Annotated in this window: 15 protein-coding genes; 7 read left to right on the top strand and 8 right to left on the bottom strand. The window is 48.5% G+C overall.

The annotated features are described in order from the left end of the window. Positions 1-295: 295 nt before the first annotated feature. Positions 296-1,471 (top strand): thiolase family protein, encoded by a 1,176-nt coding sequence (locus ACJJIW_RS16650; RefSeq protein ID WP_444935776.1) that lies wholly within the window; start codon positions 296-298, stop codon positions 1,469-1,471. Here the strand turns inward: ACJJIW_RS16650 and ACJJIW_RS16645 are convergent. The 3 genes from ACJJIW_RS16645 to ACJJIW_RS16635 are packed head-to-tail and all read right to left on the bottom strand — an operon-like array spanning position 1,460 to position 3,215. Beyond that, a complete protein-coding gene (locus ACJJIW_RS16645; protein WP_282932981.1) occupies positions 1,460-1,879 on the bottom strand; it encodes an acyl-CoA thioesterase in 420 nt (139 codons plus the stop codon). The genes ACJJIW_RS16650 and ACJJIW_RS16645 overlap by 12 nt on opposite strands. Before the next feature lie 31 nt (positions 1,880-1,910). Then, positions 1,911-2,759, bottom strand: coding sequence for a metallophosphoesterase (locus ACJJIW_RS16640; RefSeq protein WP_444935775.1), 849 nt, complete (start codon positions 2,757-2,759; stop codon positions 1,911-1,913). Between the two features lie 21 nt (positions 2,760-2,780). Continuing rightward, positions 2,781-3,215, bottom strand: coding sequence for a Cd(II)/Pb(II)-responsive transcriptional regulator (locus tag ACJJIW_RS16635; RefSeq protein ID WP_444894009.1), 435 nt, complete (start codon positions 3,213-3,215; stop codon positions 2,781-2,783). A 77-nt stretch (positions 3,216-3,292) separates the two neighbouring features. Here ACJJIW_RS16635 and ACJJIW_RS16630 point away from each other — a divergent pair, with 77 nt between their 5' ends. Then, positions 3,293-5,479: a heavy metal translocating P-type ATPase gene (locus tag ACJJIW_RS16630; protein ID WP_444935774.1), complete on the top strand. Its 2,187-nt coding sequence runs from the start codon at positions 3,293-3,295 to the stop codon at positions 5,477-5,479. Positions 5,480-5,620: 141 nt separating this feature from the next. Here the strand turns inward: ACJJIW_RS16630 and ACJJIW_RS16625 are convergent, their stop codons facing one another. Then, positions 5,621-5,902 carry a hypothetical protein gene (locus tag ACJJIW_RS16625; RefSeq protein WP_444935773.1) on the bottom strand — a complete coding sequence of 94 codons (282 nt, stop codon included), beginning with the start codon at positions 5,900-5,902 and terminating at the stop codon, positions 5,621-5,623. A gap of 5 nt (positions 5,903-5,907) precedes the next feature. After that, the gene (norR, locus tag ACJJIW_RS16620) at positions 5,908-7,479 is read right to left on the bottom strand and encodes a nitric oxide reductase transcriptional regulator NorR (RefSeq protein ID WP_444935772.1); all 1,572 of its coding nucleotides are present in this window, start codon (positions 7,477-7,479) and stop codon (positions 5,908-5,910) included. Between the two features lie 171 nt (positions 7,480-7,650). Here norR and ACJJIW_RS16615 point away from each other — a divergent pair, with 171 nt between their 5' ends. The 4 genes from ACJJIW_RS16615 (at position 7,651) to ACJJIW_RS16600 (ending at position 12,181) form a co-directional block, all read left to right on the top strand. Beyond that, positions 7,651-7,902, top strand: coding sequence for a hypothetical protein (locus tag ACJJIW_RS16615; RefSeq protein WP_444894013.1), 252 nt, complete (start codon positions 7,651-7,653; stop codon positions 7,900-7,902). 448 nt (positions 7,903-8,350) lie between these two features. Further along, on the top strand, positions 8,351-9,616 hold the full coding sequence (locus ACJJIW_RS16610) for a glycosyltransferase family 2 protein (protein ID WP_282932988.1): 1,266 nt from the start codon (positions 8,351-8,353) through the stop codon (positions 9,614-9,616). 5 nt (positions 9,617-9,621) lie between these two features. Continuing rightward, positions 9,622-10,647, top strand: coding sequence for an HlyD family secretion protein (locus tag ACJJIW_RS16605; protein WP_444894015.1), 1,026 nt, complete (start codon positions 9,622-9,624; stop codon positions 10,645-10,647). 301 nt (positions 10,648-10,948) lie between these two features. Then, positions 10,949-12,181, top strand: coding sequence for a TackOD1 domain-containing metal-binding protein (locus ACJJIW_RS16600; protein ID WP_444935771.1), 1,233 nt, complete (start codon positions 10,949-10,951; stop codon positions 12,179-12,181). A 52-nt stretch (positions 12,182-12,233) separates the two neighbouring features. Here ACJJIW_RS16600 and ACJJIW_RS16595 read toward each other — a convergent pair whose 3' ends face one another. Beyond that, entirely contained in the window at positions 12,234-13,874 is a 1,641-nt protein-coding gene (locus ACJJIW_RS16595) for an acetolactate synthase large subunit (protein WP_282932991.1), read from the bottom strand. 304 nt (positions 13,875-14,178) lie between these two features. Here ACJJIW_RS16595 and ACJJIW_RS16590 point away from each other — a divergent pair, with 304 nt between their 5' ends. Then, positions 14,179-16,068 (top strand): potassium transporter Kup, encoded by a 1,890-nt coding sequence (locus ACJJIW_RS16590; protein ID WP_444935770.1) that lies wholly within the window; start codon positions 14,179-14,181, stop codon positions 16,066-16,068. A 195-nt stretch (positions 16,069-16,263) separates the two neighbouring features. On the opposite strand, the gene ACJJIW_RS16585 is transcribed toward ACJJIW_RS16590, so the two are convergent. Continuing rightward, positions 16,264-17,091, bottom strand: coding sequence for a DUF2059 domain-containing protein (locus ACJJIW_RS16585; protein WP_444894017.1), 828 nt, complete (start codon positions 17,089-17,091; stop codon positions 16,264-16,266). Positions 17,092-17,208: 117 nt separating this feature from the next. After that, entirely contained in the window at positions 17,209-17,994 is a 786-nt protein-coding gene (locus ACJJIW_RS16580; protein WP_282932994.1) for a penicillin-binding transpeptidase domain-containing protein, read from the bottom strand. Between the last annotated feature and the right edge of the window lie 46 nt (positions 17,995-18,040).

Below are 18,040 nucleotides of genomic sequence, written 5' to 3'. Positions count from 1 at the left end.
GCTTATCATCGGCATTTCTGAAATTAACCCCACTACCTCTTCTTTAATAGGTTTGCGTTCTACCCTCTCTCTTATGCAAAACTCATAGAATCAGTCGCCGCCAGTGGGTTATCACGTGTACCGCAGACTCCCTCATTACCTTAACTGCCAAGCATGGTGGAATTAGATTCCAAAACAACCACACCACTGGCAATGTAACGCTAGAAAACAACTCGTGGCTCATGTCCCCTCCTGCAAGCCCCTCTATCTGATCTAATGTAAACACATCCCCTCCCCGATCGTGTGAGCTACACCCATGAGAGATGTCGCCGTTGTTGCCTATTGCCGAACTGCCATCGCCAAAGCCCGGCGGGGCGCGCTAAATGAAACTCACGGCATCTCTATGGCTGCCCATGTTCTGAGAGAGGTGGTTTATAAGGCGGGTTTGACACCACAGGAAGTGGAAGACGTTGTGTTGGGGTGCGGGTTGCCCGAGGGAGCCACCGGACACAATGTGGCCCGCAACGCCGCGCTCTATGCTGGCTTTGGGTCTCAGGTGCCGGGCTTTACTATTAACCGTTACTGCGGATCTGGCCTTAATGCGGCTTCTATTGTGGCCAATCGTATTGCTGCTGGCGAAATGCAAATTGGGGTGGCCGGTGGCGTCGAGAGTATCAGCCTGGTGCAGTTCAACTTGAACCTGAACCATTTTGTCTATGAACCCTTACAAAAGAAAGTGCCGGCGGTGTGGTGGACCATGATCCAAACGGCCGACTATGTCGCCGATCAATACAACATCAGTCGCGAAGACCAAGATCGCTATGTGGTTGAGTCACAAAAGCGTGTTGCTGAAGCTCAAAAGGCCGGAAAGTTTGCCGAGGAAATCACGCCGTTTGATACGGTAATGGCAGTGAAAGATAAGGAGAGTGGCGAAACGAATCGCCTGAAAGTCACCTTGTCAGAAGATGAAGGCCCCCGCCCTGGCACCACCATGGAGACCCTATCTGCACTGGAGCCCGTGAATACCGGGGGGACAGTAACTGCCGGTAATGCTTCCCAACTATCCGATGGAGCCGCTGCCGTCGTTATGATGGATGCTGAGCTGGCAGCACAGAAAAATTTGCCTATTCTGGGGCTGTTTCGCGGTATGCAGCTTGGTGCAGTAGCGCCAAAAGAAATGAGTATTGCGGTAGCGCCAGCGGTTAGCCGGCTTATGAAGCACCACCAACTCACCCAGGATATGATTGACCTTTGGGAGCTGCACGAAGCTTTTGCCGTCACCACCCTCTACAACCAGGCTGAACTTAAAACCCCTTGGGACATTACCAATGTCAATGGCGGTGCAATTGCCCTCGGCCACCCCTACGGTATGTCGGGCATCCGCTATCTCGGTTCAACCCTATTAGAACTGGGCCGGCGCGACGCCCATAGAGCAATTATTGGAGTCTGTACTGCTGGTGGTATGGCGACAGCCGCTTACCTAGAGCGATAACTGGGGACAAGACGGTGTGAGCAGTTCCCTGAAGTGATCCGGGACCGGTATCTTTTCCCTTGTGGAGACGGAGATGGTGACATAGGTAATAGTCGCCCGAAATGCCAGCCGCTCATCTGCTACATAGCCGTTCACCAAAAACGAGAAAGCATGCTTACTGATTTTGGATACTTCAACGGCCATTCGGAGTTCAGTATCCCATCTAACGGGGCTAAGAAATTCGAGATCAAAGGCTCTAACCGGGGTTAAAAACCCCAAGGTCTTCATAGTGGCAATTGCCGGCCCGCCCATTAACTGCCCCATGGCTTCATGAGTGGCTTCCAAGGCAAAGTGTGAGAATCGCGGGGTGTAGACGATGCCTTCCGGGTCGCAGTCACCAAACAATACCTGCCTTTTTATCGTAATCATCCTGAATTTTTATCCTGCGAAAATTAAGTATCTAAGAAGACCCGTTGGAGACAGCCAATATTGTCACTTCTGGAGGAACCAGAAACCGAACCGGTAAAATACTGGTGCCCACACCCGGGCTTACATAAATGTGCCTCCCTTCCTCTACTTTGTGGCCAATCGCAAAGCGCTCTCCATAACTAGAGGGAACTATTGGGCGGCCAATAAAAGGCAAATAGACTTGCCCACCATGGGTATGCCCAGCTACTGTCAAAGCGATACGGGCAGGCAGCTGAGGAAAAATGTCAGGGTTATGGGTAAAAGCCAAAACAGTCTCCCCATCCTGCACATCGCTCATTGCCCTATCAATATCATGGGGCCCCTCCCAAAAATCACTGATACCCACAAGCCGCAGTTTACAACTGCCCTTTGTAATTAGCTGGGAGCGATCTTCCAGCACAGGGATGCCATTCTGCGAAAGGGCCAACTCTACCCGCTCAGCATCGAGCCACCAGTCGTGATTGCCCAGCACCGCAAACACCCCCATAGGTGCTCTGAGAGCCTTGAGAATTCGCGCTGCATCTTCCGGCGATACGAAGGAACCACCCACAACGCCCTGAATAACAAAATCTCCAGGCAGCAGGATAAGATCGGGCTTACTTTTGTTAACGGCAGCGACCAATTTACGCAGACTCTCTAGCCCCTTATAGGGTGAGCCCACATGCAGATCAGCGAGCACCGCAATCCTGAGGTCGTTACATGTCTTTGGCCAAGCTTTTATTTCGATCCGATCTTGTTTGATTCTTAAACTCGAAGGCTCAACAAAAAATGCCCAGATGGCCAGCAGCAATCCCAAACAGCATAAAACGATAAAAGTTATGCGCAACTTTCTTAAAGCCATCAAAATTACCTCAGAGGCTAACTATCTTCTTTGTTTATCAGCTTGGAGATCGTGACAACTACAACCCATTAGTTCCCGCAGAATGTCACAGGTATTTTCCGCCTCACCACTTACACACTGGCTACGCAATGTAAGCAGACTGGCTCGCAATTGTTTCAGCGATTCCAGTTGTGCGTCTACTCGTACAATCTGTTCATCGATCACCTGATTGATATCGGTGCAGTTTTCAGCTGGGTGCTCCTTTAGCTGCAACAGGGTACGGATATCATCGAGGGGAATATCCAATGAGCGGCAGTGGCGAATAAAGCGGAGCTGCTCAAGGTGAGTGTCAGAATAGAGTCGAAAGTTGCCCTCAGAGCGAGCGGGCTCGGGAAGTAACCCCGCCTGCTCATAAAAGCGAACCGTTTCCACTTTGCAGCCAACCTTCCTGGCAGCTTCACCAATCTTGTAAGCCATGCCACTCCCTCTTGACTCTATAGTTACTAGAGGGATTGTAATACTGGCTCACCGACTGATCTATCCGAGAGTGAATAATGGTCAAGCGCGATTCCAGCTGTGGCTGCAGTGGGGAAACCCAAGCCGCAACCATGGCACCAGTTCAAAACACCAATAACAACAGCGACAAAGGTGACCTGTCCCTATTCTCCATCAGTAAGATGGACTGCCCCACTGAAGAGGGGCTAATCCGTGCCAAGCTCTCCGGTATGCAGGGCATTTACCAGCTGGACTTTAATCTGGTGCAGCGAATCCTACAGGTGCGCCACGCGCCAGGTATGGAGAGCAAGATCCTCAACACCCTGACCCCTCTTGACCTAGACGCACGCCTGGCCACAGATGATGACATCGATTCCGCGCCACCGACCACCCATACAAATTGGTGGTTATTGGGCGCCGCCGGTTTGGCGGCGATTGCCTCCGAGGTCGTATTCTGGTTACAAGGGGGGAACAATTGGCTGGTAATGATACTGGCCCTGGCCGCTATCGCTGGCGGCGGACTCACGACCTACAAAAAGGGCTGGATTGCGCTCAGCAATCGCAACCTGAATATGAACGCGCTGATGTCCATCGCGGTCACCGGCGCCCTGCTTATCGGTCACTGGCCCGAGGCGGCAATGGTCATGGTGCTATTCACCTTGGCAGAATTAATTGAAGCCAAATCCCTGGATCGTGCCCGCAATGCGATTCGGGAGTTGATGGACCTGGCCCCGGAAACCGCCACTGTACAGGGGCCAGATGGCGAGTGGGTTTCCATGTCAGCCAAGACTGTTCCGGTTGGCACAACCATCCGGGTGCGCCCCGGCGAACGTATCGCTCTAGATGGGGAAGTAATACGCGGCAATTCAGCAGTAAACCAGGCCCCAATTACCGGGGAGAGCCTTCCGGTAGACAAAGGTCCTGGAGATGAACTTTTCGCCGGCAGTATCAACGAATCCGGGGCACTCGAATACCAATCTACGGCAGCTGCCAACGATAACCTGCTCGCCCGAATCATTCATGCGGTGGAAGCCGCACAAGGTAGTCGCGCACCAACCCAGCGCTTTGTCGACCAATTCGCCCGCTGGTATACGCCCCTGGTATTTGCAGTGGCACTGGCTACTGCAGTAATACCGCCGCTGCTTTTTGCCGGCAGCTGGATGGAATGGATCTATCGCGCACTCGTGTTACTGGTAATCGCCTGCCCCTGCGCACTGGTGATCGCAACTCCTGTCACCATCGTAAGCGGCTTGGCATCGGCCACCCGCCACGGAATCCTTGTCAAAGGCGGGGCCTACCTTGAGCAGGGGCGCCACCTTCGCTGGTTGGCATTGGATAAAACTGGAACCATCACCCATGGCCTGCCAACCGTCACGGATTTTAAAGTGTTAGCGCCAATGCCCGCGGAAGAGGTACAAACCCTGGCGGCGAGCCTAGCCGAACGTTCCGATCATCCGGTATCCAGGGCCGTACTGGAGTTTGCTCAGATTCCCCACGAACGCCTACAAGAAGTGGATACTTTTGAAGCCCTGGCCGGGCGCGGCGTCAGGGGCAGAATTCAAGGGGATCAGTGCTACCTGGGTAACCACCGGCTTATTGAAGAATTAGGCATTTGCTCCGCCGAGCTGGAGCGCCAATTGGGAACCCTTGAGGAAGAAGGGAAAACTGTTGTGATGCTGACCCGGGAGAACTCCGTTCTGGCGATATTTGCTGTCGCCGATACCGTGAAGGAATCGAGCCAACACGCCATTGAGAGCCTTCACAAGCTGGGCGTGAAAACACTGATGCTTTCCGGGGACAACCAGCACACTGCAGATGCGATTGCCAAACAAGTCGGCATCGATCGGGCTGAAGGCAACCTACTGCCGGAAGACAAGCTCAGAGAGGTGGATGCTCTATCAGGAAAAGGCCAGGTTGGTATGGTTGGCGATGGCATTAACGATGCCCCCGCCTTGGCCCGTGCTGATATAGGGTTTGCGATGGGAGCAACGGGAACCGACACAGCGATAGAAACCGCTGATGTAGCCCTGATGGACGACAATCTGGGCAAGATCGCCACTTTTATTCAACTATCTCGTTCAACGGCCCACATTCTTTGGCAGAACATTATCTTGGCGCTGGGCATTAAAGCGGTCTTTCTAGTGCTTGCTTTTGCCGGAGAAGCAACCATGTGGATGGCTGTTTTTGCCGATATGGGGACCAGTTTGTTAGTCGTCTTTAATGGGCTCCGAGTGATGAGAAAATAGGAAATCCTCTTACATCAATTAATCGAGCGCTGGAGAACGATGTGTCGATATTACCGATAGCAAAGTTCACAGCGCTCATCAATTCGGGAAGCCTATCTGCCCCAACTTATACCTCAATTACCTTATAGCCCGCTTTCTTAATCAATTCTTTAATCTGAAAACACCGAGCGTAACCAAAAAAGGAACCAAAAACTGGCCACTCATCTGCAGCGCAAACTTTGGCCAGAAATCTATTTCTTCAGAGAAGAATGACAGTACAATATTGCCTGGAAATAAAAATGTACCGAAATACGGCCAACCCCCACCAACAATTTTCCAGTTATACGCAAATGCCAGTAAGCCGATAGTCAGGGAAATTACCCCTACAACCAGCGCAAACCGTAATCCTTTATCGCTAATCAACATTGCAACCCCTTGCTTCATATAGATTACTTACCTCGAACAACCTCTTTCTTGATGTAAACGCCCAATCTTTTAGCGAGACGCACCAAGTTCCCTCGGTCTACGGATAGTAATTTGGCCGCTTTACTCCAGTTCCCATCGGTCTTAGCCAGGGCACTCCCAATGAGTTCGCGCTGATAGTTTTCCGTTTCCCCCCTTAAATCAATAGCCTCAGACAGCGACTCTACCGGTTTGTGCGGAGGCTTCTGAATAACCAGGTCATCGGGAATTTCAATTTGTGCTGCAGTAATGGCAACAATAGCTTCTGGAGAGCTACCTTTGCGGGCCCTAAGGGCTGCGCGGCTGATAATATGTTCCAGCTCGCGAACATTACCCGGCCAAGCGTATCGATGTAGTTTATTGGTGGCCTCTGTACTGAGACGCAACTGACGAAAACCCAGCTTCCTGCGGGAGCGCTCCAAGAAGTAGTCTGCCAACAGCAGGACATCATTACCCCTCCGACATAGCGGTGGGACTTCAAGGGGATATACAGAAAGGCGGTGGTAGAGATCAGCTCGGAAAGTACCGTTTTCAATCCCCTTGCGTAAATCCCTGTTAGTCGCCGCTACAATACGAACATCTACATGCTGCACCGTGTCCTTACCTACCGGCTGAATCTCACCACTTTGCAATACGCGCAACAATTTGCTCTGCACCACAAGCGGTAACTCGCCAACCTCATCCAGGAAAATAGTGCCGCCGTTCGCCAGTAAAAATTTACCGGGCCTCTCGCGATCTGCGCCGGTGAAGGCCCCTTTTGAATGGCCAAAAAGTTCAGCTTCCGCCAGGGTTTCAGTCAGGGAAGCGCAGTTCAAATAGACTAAGGGCTTCTCCTTGCGAGCCGACAACCTGTGGACGGTACGGGCCACCAACTCTTTCCCCACTCCCGTTTCACCGAGAATCAGCACGTTGTAATCCGACCCAGCCACCAGCTCTATCTCACTGCGCAGGGACTGCATTTCCGCGCTCTCACCAATTAATTCACCTCCATCCCGCTCCAGTGCCTGCTGGGTTAGGTCTTTCACCAATTGCTCGGCATGCTCGGCGGAGTGTGACAGGGCTTTTAGCTCGAGGGCTGTGCGCAAAGTGGCCGCAGATAGTGCGGCTATCAACTCAAGGGTTCGATCACTGATTCGGGCATAGGCATCTGCTGTCATGCTATCCACAGTTACCAGACCAATCAGATGGTTATCTGAATAGAGAGGCAAGCCCATACAAGAGTGCACGGGAAGATCCCCTTCCCTATCCAACAGCAACCCATCAAAAGGGTCAGGTAGCTGACAGTCAGATGGGAAGCGGACCGGGTGTTCCGAGGCGCAGATTTGCGCTAGCCGTGGATGCTCATCAATCAGGAATCGCCGCCCCAGAGTCCTTCGGGCAAGCCCCTGAACTGCGAGAGGGGTGAGTGTAGCGCCATTGAGCCCAAGCAAGGCAACAGCATCGCACTTGATCGCTTTACGGATAGTAGAGAGCAGACGCTCAAAACGATCGCTGTTGTTAAGGCTATTAGCCAGGTCCAGAGCCACTTCGAGCAGTAAGGTTGCGTTGGTATCTACCATAGCCAAATCAGTCCAAAAGACCTTTTAGAGTCATTATGACACAGCAACCATAAAGGTCAATTTGACACATAAATACCAAGAATAAACCATAACCCCTTGTTTTTATTGGTATTTATATTTGGCATAGCAGTTGCTAAAGATAGATTGACGCCGTTTGAACCTGAGGCCGATATGCTGAATACGGAAAACCCCTTACTGCGTGAGCGTTTCAAGCTTCTGCTAAAAGCCGGTAACTTTACGCTGCTTCTGTCAGTTCCCCTGCTTATTCTGACGATTGTTATCTGCTATCCCCTATCGCACTTATTTTCAATTCCCGCGCAAGTCGCAGGACATATCTTTATGGTGATTAGTGCGACGTTTCTAAAACTGGGCTACATAGGTCGCGTGGTTGCTCAATACAATCTGGACCTTGAGGTTCGATAAAGGCTGAACCGCCGCCTCCGAATTCCCCCCTTCCTATTAGCAGCGAATAAATCAACCCAGAGCCTCTGCTGGCTCTGGGGCTCTGCATTGCCCGACACCTCAAACCACCGTGGACTATACTGACAGTCTCAGAGATAGCATTTCCTTCTAGGGAGACTTATGGCTGCCCCTCTGGTTGAGCCAAGGTCTCTTTTACAGGCTCTATAGCATAAAGGGCCAAAGTCAGGGGGTATCAAAATTGGGCTTAGCCTTTACAAGTAGTGAGCTGATAGCCCTTACCAGTGATTGGAAGCCAAGCGTAAGACCAGCCTTCCATGCTCGCCCCCTAGTCCACCCAAGCGAAGTGCCGCAAGACACTCGCTGTTCTCCAAATAAGATCACTACCACATCACAGATAAGTAACAGCAATAGCCGGGGCCTGTATTCGCCTATTCAGGAGCAGACCTAAATGTGGGAAATGATCGATGATGGAATTACTTTCTTTGCCACTCAGAGCTACGCCACCCTCTTTACAATGTTTTGGATTGTCGTGGTGCTGGAGTTCCCCAGATATTTAATGTCGTTTTTTACCTCTGTATTTTTTTTCGCCTCCAAACCTGAATTTGAAGAAGATATAGAGTCTTTAGGCAGACTCACAGCGGTAATCGCCGGCCACAACGAGGAAAATTCTATTGAAAAATGTGGCGAGCGATTACAGGAACAGAGCTATATCCCCTATGAAGTGATCGCGATTAGCGATGGCTCCACAGATAAAACCCGGGACGATATTCACTACCTGCAAAATAAAGGTCGCTTGGATGGCGCTCATGCAACAGAACTGCGTGGAGGCAAGGCCTCAGCCCTTAATTTAGGACAGAGATTTTCAACAGGCGACTTTATCGCCTCAATTGATTGCGACTGCACCTTCGATCGCCACGCTATGAAATATGTAATGCAAGGCTTTGCCGATCCCAGGGTTGGCGTGGTTTCAGGTAATGTAATTGTCCGAAACTCCACAGAAAATATACTCAGCTCATTCCAGGCCATTGAATATGTAATCAGTATTTGCTTGGGGCGACACTCACTGGCAATGCTCGACCAAATGTGTTGTGCCTCCGGTGCCTTCAGTGCTTTTAGGGTATCCGCAATGAATCAAATTGGCGGCTTTGATGCCGGCGGAGGAGAAGACTTAGATATCACCTTTCGTTTGCGGGATTACGGTTGGAAAGTGGAATTTGCACCTGAGGCGATTTGTTATACCGATGTTCCCACCAGCATCACCGTTCTAATGCGCCAGCGCTTTAGGTGGGAGCGGGATGCTATTCGTCTTCGCTATCGCAAGTACCTGCATTTTATTAATCCGTTCCGCCAAGGAATGCAGCTAAAAGAGTTTTTTCACCAATATGAATTCCTGGTTTTCAATGTTATTGCCGCAATAGCTTTACCAGTCTATTTAATCTGGCTATTCGTGCGTTATGGCGAAAATGCCTGGTTTATTTTGGCTGGGGCCCAGGTTGTATTAATTGCGCTCGATACAATTACCTTTGCTTTAGCCTCTTATGCGACTCCAAAAGTTAAATCACTTCCCCTTTGGCCTTATATTCCAGCTTACAGCATCTTTTATGTAAACTTCATGAGAGTTGTTCGACTCTACGCATATGTGCAGGAGTGGATTTTTAGAACATCCTATAAAGATTCTTTCGCACCACTAAAAGTCCATCGTGTTCGCGAGTAGTTTTTATGAAGGCTCTGCGAAAACGATTACGCCCTGATAGTTTCGAAAGTGAACAGCGAAAAACCCGGGGTTCTGCAAGCCGTCGAATATATTTAGCCATGTTAATCCTATTTGGCATTGGCGTTATTCGCTATATATGGGGTGACTGGTTTTTACTGCGAAGCGATGGGTTAGTACTACGCGATCAAAGCGTTATTGAAATGGGCTATCTAGTAAAAGTGGTAGAGGTTGCTGTTGATGAAGGACAAATGGTAAAGGAAGGTGAACTGCTACTAAAGATCGAATCTATGGAGTTGTTGGAGCGTATAGCGGACCTATCCAACCGACAGGCCAACTTGATGCAAATCTCCGCAGAATTTACTTTAATAGCCGAAACCGCCAAAAAATTATTACTACCAGCACAAGAACGAAAGGAGCAAATTGGAAGAATCGTAAATAGAATTAATAAGCTTGCGGATAAAGGCGTTGTCAGCGAGGTCGGCTATCAAGATGTACTGAAAGATAGCTTCGAGGCCAGTGAAACCCTGGTAAAACTTCAAGTAGAAAGCGCCACATTAGAAGGAAAACGTAGATCTGTAGACGAGGCGCTCTACCGCTCAGAACAAGCATTAAGAAAACTGGAAGAACATTACAACAACGGCATTATTCAAAGCCCTACGTCTGGGCTGGTGGGCGCATCGGTTCCCCATGTAGGCAATGTTTATGATGCCGGAGAGCCACTAATGGCTATCTACACCGGGGAGGCCTATGTCCTTGCCTACTTGCCCAATCAATATCAGTTCGCGATCAAGCCTGGAATGGAGGTGTTGGTTGCTGGTGGGCGCTTTAAAGATAAAGGAGTGCTTGTAGAAATGATCCCCCTCTCAGCCGCACTACCCCAGGAATTCCAAAATACATTCAAACCCACATCGCGCAATCAGCTGGCCAAAATAGTCTTACTTGACCCATCAAAATTTCCGGTGAATGAGAAAGTTACCATAACCCTAAAGATTGACTGGATTGATATCATTATTGATAAATTCATTAATTAACCCCCAGATGACGACTATTTTTTATGTCATACAATTATTCCTAATCCCTGCCAGTGAAGTAACACACCTATCCCTGCCTATTGCCAATTTTTCACCTATCTTTTCTTAATACTCAACAATCTATTCAGTTAAAAGGACGTCATATACATCACAGATTACACAATTACGTATAACTGGCATGAAACAAGCTAAAACACTCAGTTAATCTTTCAAGCACCAAAAATTATATAGGCGTGGAGGAATCAGTATCTCCTTTCTAAGTGACGAATATAGCTTTTTTCGCTGGCCCGGCGACTCCAAGGTGACATCGCATACCGGTGAATCCAAAGACGCTATTTTGATTGAGGAGCCAGCATCAGTAGATGACCTGACGCATATATGGCATATGCGTGGTGGCTTGTATCTACTCCCGGTTATTGATCTCACTGGAACAGTCGGCGAGAAGGCAGATCTGGATTGCTCAAAGCTTAGTACGCAGGATATACCCGTTGTGAGCCAGGTTATTGACGACTTTCATTATCGGCGCGCGCAAGTCCACCTGGATTTCCACACCACTCAGAAAGATAGCGACAAAATACTAGCGCGATTATTTGTATCTGGCGTAAGTCTCTCGCCGCACTATAGTCCCAACTCCAAAGCGACTGTTGATTTTAATATTATCCTCGATAGCCCGACGGTTGTGACGGAATGCGAAAAACTGATCGAATCAGGATTTCTACTGGGCAAGTTTTTCGATCGACGCCATATCTGTAACGGCTGTGGAGGTTCCCAGTTTAATGTCCGCGAAGAGTGCGCGGTATGCAGATCCTCTAACCTTACCGAAGACTTCTATCTGCACCATTTCAGCTGCGCCTACCTTGGACGCGAAGCTGACTTCAGGGAAGGTGAAGACCTGATTTGCCCCAAATGTCGAAAGGAGCTTTTACACTTTGGCAGTGACTACGACAAACCCGGCACACTACTTATTTGCAATGCTTGCGGCCATGCCAGCTCAGAAGTGGAAATAGGGTTTTTGTGTCTCAACTGCCAGATGGATACCGATAGCGAGTCAATCCGTACCGGTGATATTCATAGTTACGACCTCACTGAAAGAGCCAGCAGTTACCTTAGGGCAGGATACGCATTTCTCGATTTCACTGACCACAATCCCATGTTTGCCGACCTGCCCTTCACCCTGATCGTAGAACTCAACCAGGCGGCAAGAGCATGGAAAGAGAACAAAACAAATTTTTGCTTGGTGAATATCAACTATGAACATGCTCATGAACTCGAAGTCGAGCATGGGCCCCGACAAACAATGCAGAGCCGCCGCCAATTCATAGAGAACCTTCATGGAGTTTTATGTAGAGCTTACGAAGGTATACGGAAAGAGGACTTTATTACCGGGAAATATGAAGATTATATGGTTCTACATGGAATAGCTAAGGAGGACATACTCGAAGATCGCAGAGAAATGATCAAGATTGCCATGTCCTCCATAAGGCTGGATATTGGCCCCTACTTTAAAGTACTTGGGCCCGAGGAGCTTGTTTAAAAGAAAGCCAAACACCTCCCTGTTACAACTACCTTACCCGAGCCGGCTACCCCTACAACTTACTCGACAACTCGCGAATTTCATGATTCAGGATACGGTCGTTGTGACTGTAATCCACAGGCACATCCACCAGGTGTACCCCACCCGCCCTGCAACATTTTTCTATCATCGGTTTAAACTCATCCGTGGCGGTTATTCTGTGGCCATGAGCACCATAGGATTTTGCGTAATCGACAAAATCAGGATTACCAAAATCCAGGCCAAAGTCATCAAACTCCATCATCGCCTGCTTCCACTTGATCATACCGTAGGCATCATCGCGCAAAATAAGTACGATAAGGTCAAGCTTTAAGCGAACCGCCGTTTCAATCTCCTGGGAGTTCATCATAAAGCCCCCATCCCCACAGATAGCGACCACACGGCGGTCTGGGCACACCAACTTGGCAGCCATTGCCGAAGGCAAGCCCGCCCCCATCGTTGCCAGTGCGTTGTCGAGCAGCACGGTATTGGGGGCTAAAGCCGGGTAATTTCGCGCGAACCATATTTTGAACATGCCATTATCAAGCGCAATAATGCCCTTCTCCGGCATTACTTCGCGGAGGTCTTTCACCAGTCGTTGCGGACGAATTGGGAAAGTGGTGGTATTTGAGCCCTCCTGGATATGCTTTTGAAGCGCGGCACGGATACGGTGCGCATCGGTAAAGCTCCAGTGATCCTGGGGTTCCAAGTGCTGGTCCAGCTGCCACAAGCTGTTGGCAATATCGCCAACCACCTCTATCTGCGGAAAGTAGACCGGATCCACCTGCGCTGAATTGAAGTTGATATGTACAACTTCCGGGCCACCGGGACGCATAAAGAAAGGCGGCTTTTCTACAACATCGTGGCCCACATTGATAATCAGGTCGGCCTGCTCAATGGCTCGGTGAACAAAATCCCCATCGGATAGCGCGGTATTACCAATAAAGTGCGGGCCCGACTCATCAATTACTCCCTTACCCATCTGAGTTGTCACTACCGGAATACCCAGCTTGTCGACAAACTTGCGCAACATTTTGGCGGTTAATTTACGGTTTGCGCCTGCTCCCACCAACAGTAGTGGTTTACGGGATGCCGCAATCGCTTCTGCAGCTTTGCGCACCGCCTTCTCTTCGGCAATTGGCCTGCGGTTATAGCTGGGCTCCAAGACCGGCATGGTGGAGTGTTCACGGGCAATATCTTCAGGAAATTCCAAGTGGGTTGCCCCCGGCCGCTCCTCTTCAGATTGCCGAAAGGCTTCACGGACATGAGCTGGCACATAGTCGCCCCCCACGATTGTCTTGGTGAATTTGGTCAGGGGGCGCATCATGTCAACAATATCAATAATCTGAAACTGCCCTTGCTTGGAACTTTTGATAGGTTTTTGACCGGTGACCATCACCATCGGCATTCCACCGAGCTGGGCATAAGCTGCGGCAGTCACCAGATTCGTGGCCCCCGGACCTAAAGTAGACATACAGACACCTGGCTTGCCCGTAAGCCGACCATAGGTGGCAGCCATAAAACCGGCACCCTGTTCATGGCGCGTGACAATTAGTTTTATCTTTGAGCCCCGCAAAGACTCCAGCATATCCAGGTTTTCCTCACCAGGAATCGCGAAGATATACTCAACGCCCTCTTTCTCCAGGGCACGAATAAAAAGGTCCGATGCTTTCATTGGGGAGGCTCCTGTAGTCCCGCCTTACTAACAATAAGATCCCCGCCAAAAGAGCTGTTTTTATAACTGCCTGACACGATTGCTCAATTACGCGGATACCTCTCTTACATCTCACTTTATCGGCTCGTAAGTTTGCACCCTGCACAGTAGCTCACATGGTGCCTTGGCAATGTATTGCTAAGATCAGTCTCAGGGAAAATTAATTTCTTGCGCGCTGATATCCACCATCCAAGTGATGACAGCAAACTCCCTGATAAGTCTTAAATCACTGCCTTTGTATGACACCGGATGATAAGAGTTGCAAATGGAATCTCGCTCAGAAGGCGCAAGAAAACACTGGGTTCTATCACTTGCCGCTCTCGGGGTTGTATTTGGTGATATCGGCACTAGCCCACTCTACGCCTTTAAACTGATTTTCCATCCCCGGTTTGGAATTCCCCATAACACCGAAACCATTATTGGTGGGGTCTCTGCTGTCTTCTGGGCACTTACCCTCATTGTCACTATTAAGTACGTCATATTGGTAATGCGCCTGGACAACCGAGGGGAAGGTGGGATCATGGCGCTGATGACACTGGCCCTGGAAGCGACAAAAGGGCGAGAATTATTAAGAAAGCTCATTATCGGCGGCGGGATCTGTGGGGCGGCACTATTTTTTGGTGATGCCGTTATCACACCAGCCATCTCCGTACTCTCCGCAGTCGAAGGACTGGAGATAGTCAACAAGACTCTAAAACCGTTTATCCTGCCAATTTCTATCGGCATACTCTTTGGATTGTTTTTTGTACAGCGCTTCGGCACCGAAACCGTAGGGAAACTGTTCGGCCCGATTACCGCCATCTGGTTCTTAGTTTTGCTGCTCGCGGGCCTTTACTGGGTGCTCCAGAACCCTGTAATCCTCCACTCCATTAATCCCCTGCATGCTGTGAGCTTCCTCACTAACCATGGCATGGCTTCATTCTGGATATTAGGTGCAGTGTTACTGGTGTTTACCGGAGGAGAGGCTCTATATACCGACATGGGGCATTTTGGACGCATGCCTATAAGAATTGCCTGGATAGGTTTGGTGTTCCCCGCCCTGGTGTTGAACTATATGGGACAGGGCGCTCTACTTATTAGTGACACCTCTGCGGTAGACAACCCCTTTTACCGGATGTACCCGGACTGGTCGCTCTACCCAATGATTATTCTTGCAACTGTAGCAACCTGCATCGCTTCCCAGGCCTGTATCTCGGGGACCTTCTCCCTGACAAAACAAGGAATCCAGCTTGGCTTGATGCCCCGTTTTGCCATCCGGCACACGTCATCAGCACTCGCGGGACAAGTCTACATGCCCGGCGTCAATTACCTATTAATGACAGCGGTAATACTGGTGGCAATTCTCTTTGGAAGCTCAGTCCACCTTGCCAGTGCTTATGGTGTGTCAGTGAGTGGTGCAATGTTGATTACCTCCTGTATTGCAGCAATCGTTTATCGCCACTACCTCAAATACAACTTGATAATTTGCTTGACTGTCGGCTCATTCTTTGCCTTTATTGATTTTGCCTTTGTTGCTTCAAACCTGGCAAAGATTGGCCACGGGGGTTGGTTCTCTATTAGTTTAGCCGCCTTTATTGCGATGCTGATGATTACTTGGAGAGATGGAAAAAAAGCAATAAATTGTTACTTGCAGGGTAAGAATTATAAATTGGAACCCTATTTAAACTCACTTTTTGATAATCCCCCATTACGAGTACCGGGAACAGCGATATTTGTGGGAACCAATCAACTCTTTGTACCTCATGCCCTGATATACAATTTGAAACATAACAGTGTCCTTCACGAAAAGAACCTTTTCCTAACCGTTACGTCGGCCAACACCCCAAAAGTACTCCCAAAGAACCGAGCAATCATTAGCAAGATAAGAGAGGGATGTTTCAGGCTAATCTTACGCTATGGATATATGGAACGCCCAGATGTCGAAGGAGCCATAAATAAACTCAACAAAATGCACCTTTTGGATATAGATCCAAGTAAGTCTTCTTTCTTTACCTGCCGATACAATATATTTCCTGTTAAAGGCGGCTATAGCAAGATGGCAAATTGGAGAGAGCGAATCTTTGCCGCCATGGTAAGGAATTCAAGCAGTACTATAGACTATTACCGTATTCCAGCGAATCGGACTGTCGAAGTACAAGAGAATATAATGATCTGAATTTAAAAGTTATTTTATCAAATAGCTGACAAGCCTATGAGACTCTCTTTAGGGGGTAGAGTGGAAGGGTTAAAGTGTGATGGTTATACCGCCTGCTTCCTTTACAGCTAATATGGATGCAGGCGGTAAGCCTAGACCCCCCTAAATGCTCTAATTAAGAAATATAAAGATATTCAGGAGCTCTCTACCTTATAATCAGTTCGCTTCGCTCTTAAGTATAGAAACCGTATCACCGGACCAACGGCCGATTACTTGTGTTAGAGCTTTGTTAAGCCCTGCCATTGAAGAGGAGTTGAATTTTTTGGCTTCTGGTTGACTCAAGAACTCCTCATATTTCGCTAAGCTTGCATCGTCTAAGCCTTGATAAGTTTGCACGAAAGAGAGAGTAATAAATTGCTCAACATTTTGACGCATCTGGGGCTTCATTGCCTCCATTTGCGCCTTATAAGCATCCAGATTGATCTCTTGTCCGGGAGCCATCACTGCCATCACTGCGGAATAGACAGCAATACTCGTAGAGATCTGCATCTCCATCGCCATATCGGTAGCACCAACAAGCTGATCAATACGAGTTGCCATTTCAACGCGCTTTGTGTCAGCCATCAACTGCTGAGCATTAGCCATCAAATTCTGGAATGCCTCTTCAGAGCTTCCTTCCTCTTCAGCCTTGGTAATTTTCTTACCGATATCTGACTCATACCAAGCCAATAAGACCTCAACATCTTTATCGGTCAGAGAAGTACTCAGTGACGAGCGCACTTCACCCATAATGATGGACGGTAAAATCGTATTATCTGCACTTTCAAGAATCTTTTGCAGTTTATCCTGAGGAATTGGTACACCCTGCTGTACGCCTTCCGCAAATCCAGATTTTACTAGCTCAGGAAACCCCTCAGCTTGCTTAGTGAAACCCGATACAAGCAGAAGCTTATCCAAATTGGCAACTTTATCGCCAGCCAGGCATAATGAGCAAAAGGTGCTGATGAGTAGAGCAAATATAACTTTTACAGCTTGAGTTCCCATAGGAAGCTCCATATGAAAGTGAATTTGATCGCCATTATGCCGATTGACTCACAACAATCAATCAAAAAGCACTAACCATTGCAAAAACAAACGTACCACAGCTTCGCTATAAAGAGCCTAAATAACCCCCAACTCAGATAGTTTTTTTCTGGCAATTTCAATTCTTTTCTTTTGTACTTCCCGAAAACTGCTGCCATCTATGTTAATCGCAAAATAATGAATATTGTTATTGGACTCTACAATTCCAATATACCAGCCTAAAGCCTTATTCTTAGCTAATGGCCCTCCTCCTGTTTTTGCATATAACTTATAGGTATCAGTCTCCTCTACCAGCATCACTTCTTTAAATTTATCTATAGCTGACTGCGATACAGGTAATTGACCAGTAAATAAACGCTCCAGGAAGTCTACCTGCTCCAACGCTGATATTTTGATACTCTCATTGAGCCAGAAGGTATCAATACCAGACGAAGCATCCCGATTACCATAATTAAAACCTGCCAAATACCGATTCATTCTCTTAGCGCCAATCTCCGTTGCTAATTGCTGATAGATCGGAACCGCTGAATTTTGAAATGCTTCGCGAATTGTCAAAGGCCTTTCTGACCAGATTGCAGGCCACCACGCTTTAGCCGGGTATTTGTCATGATTATAGGTTAGCTCTTGTAACAGGTTCTCAACTAAACCCAAGTCAAGTGCAATAAGGGTATTGGGAACCTTAAAAGTAGAGAATGGTGTGAACTGCCTGGCTGCCCTCTCCCTATTGATTACCGTATATTCAGAAGTTCGACTATTCTTAAGCACGAAAGCACATAGCTTTCCGCATGAGATTTCATCTTCAGCTATCACCGAGCTACTGACACCAAAAACAAAAACTGCAATAAACCATTTAAAGCGCCTCAATCTAAATCTCCTTTATTTAAAGTATGTAGCTACCCAAAAGATATTA

The organism is Microbulbifer maximicatervae (SeqCode) (genome assembly GCF_052467815.1).
Note: the sequence above shows the minus strand (reverse complement) of the source record. Positions and strands in the feature narration are given on the sequence as shown.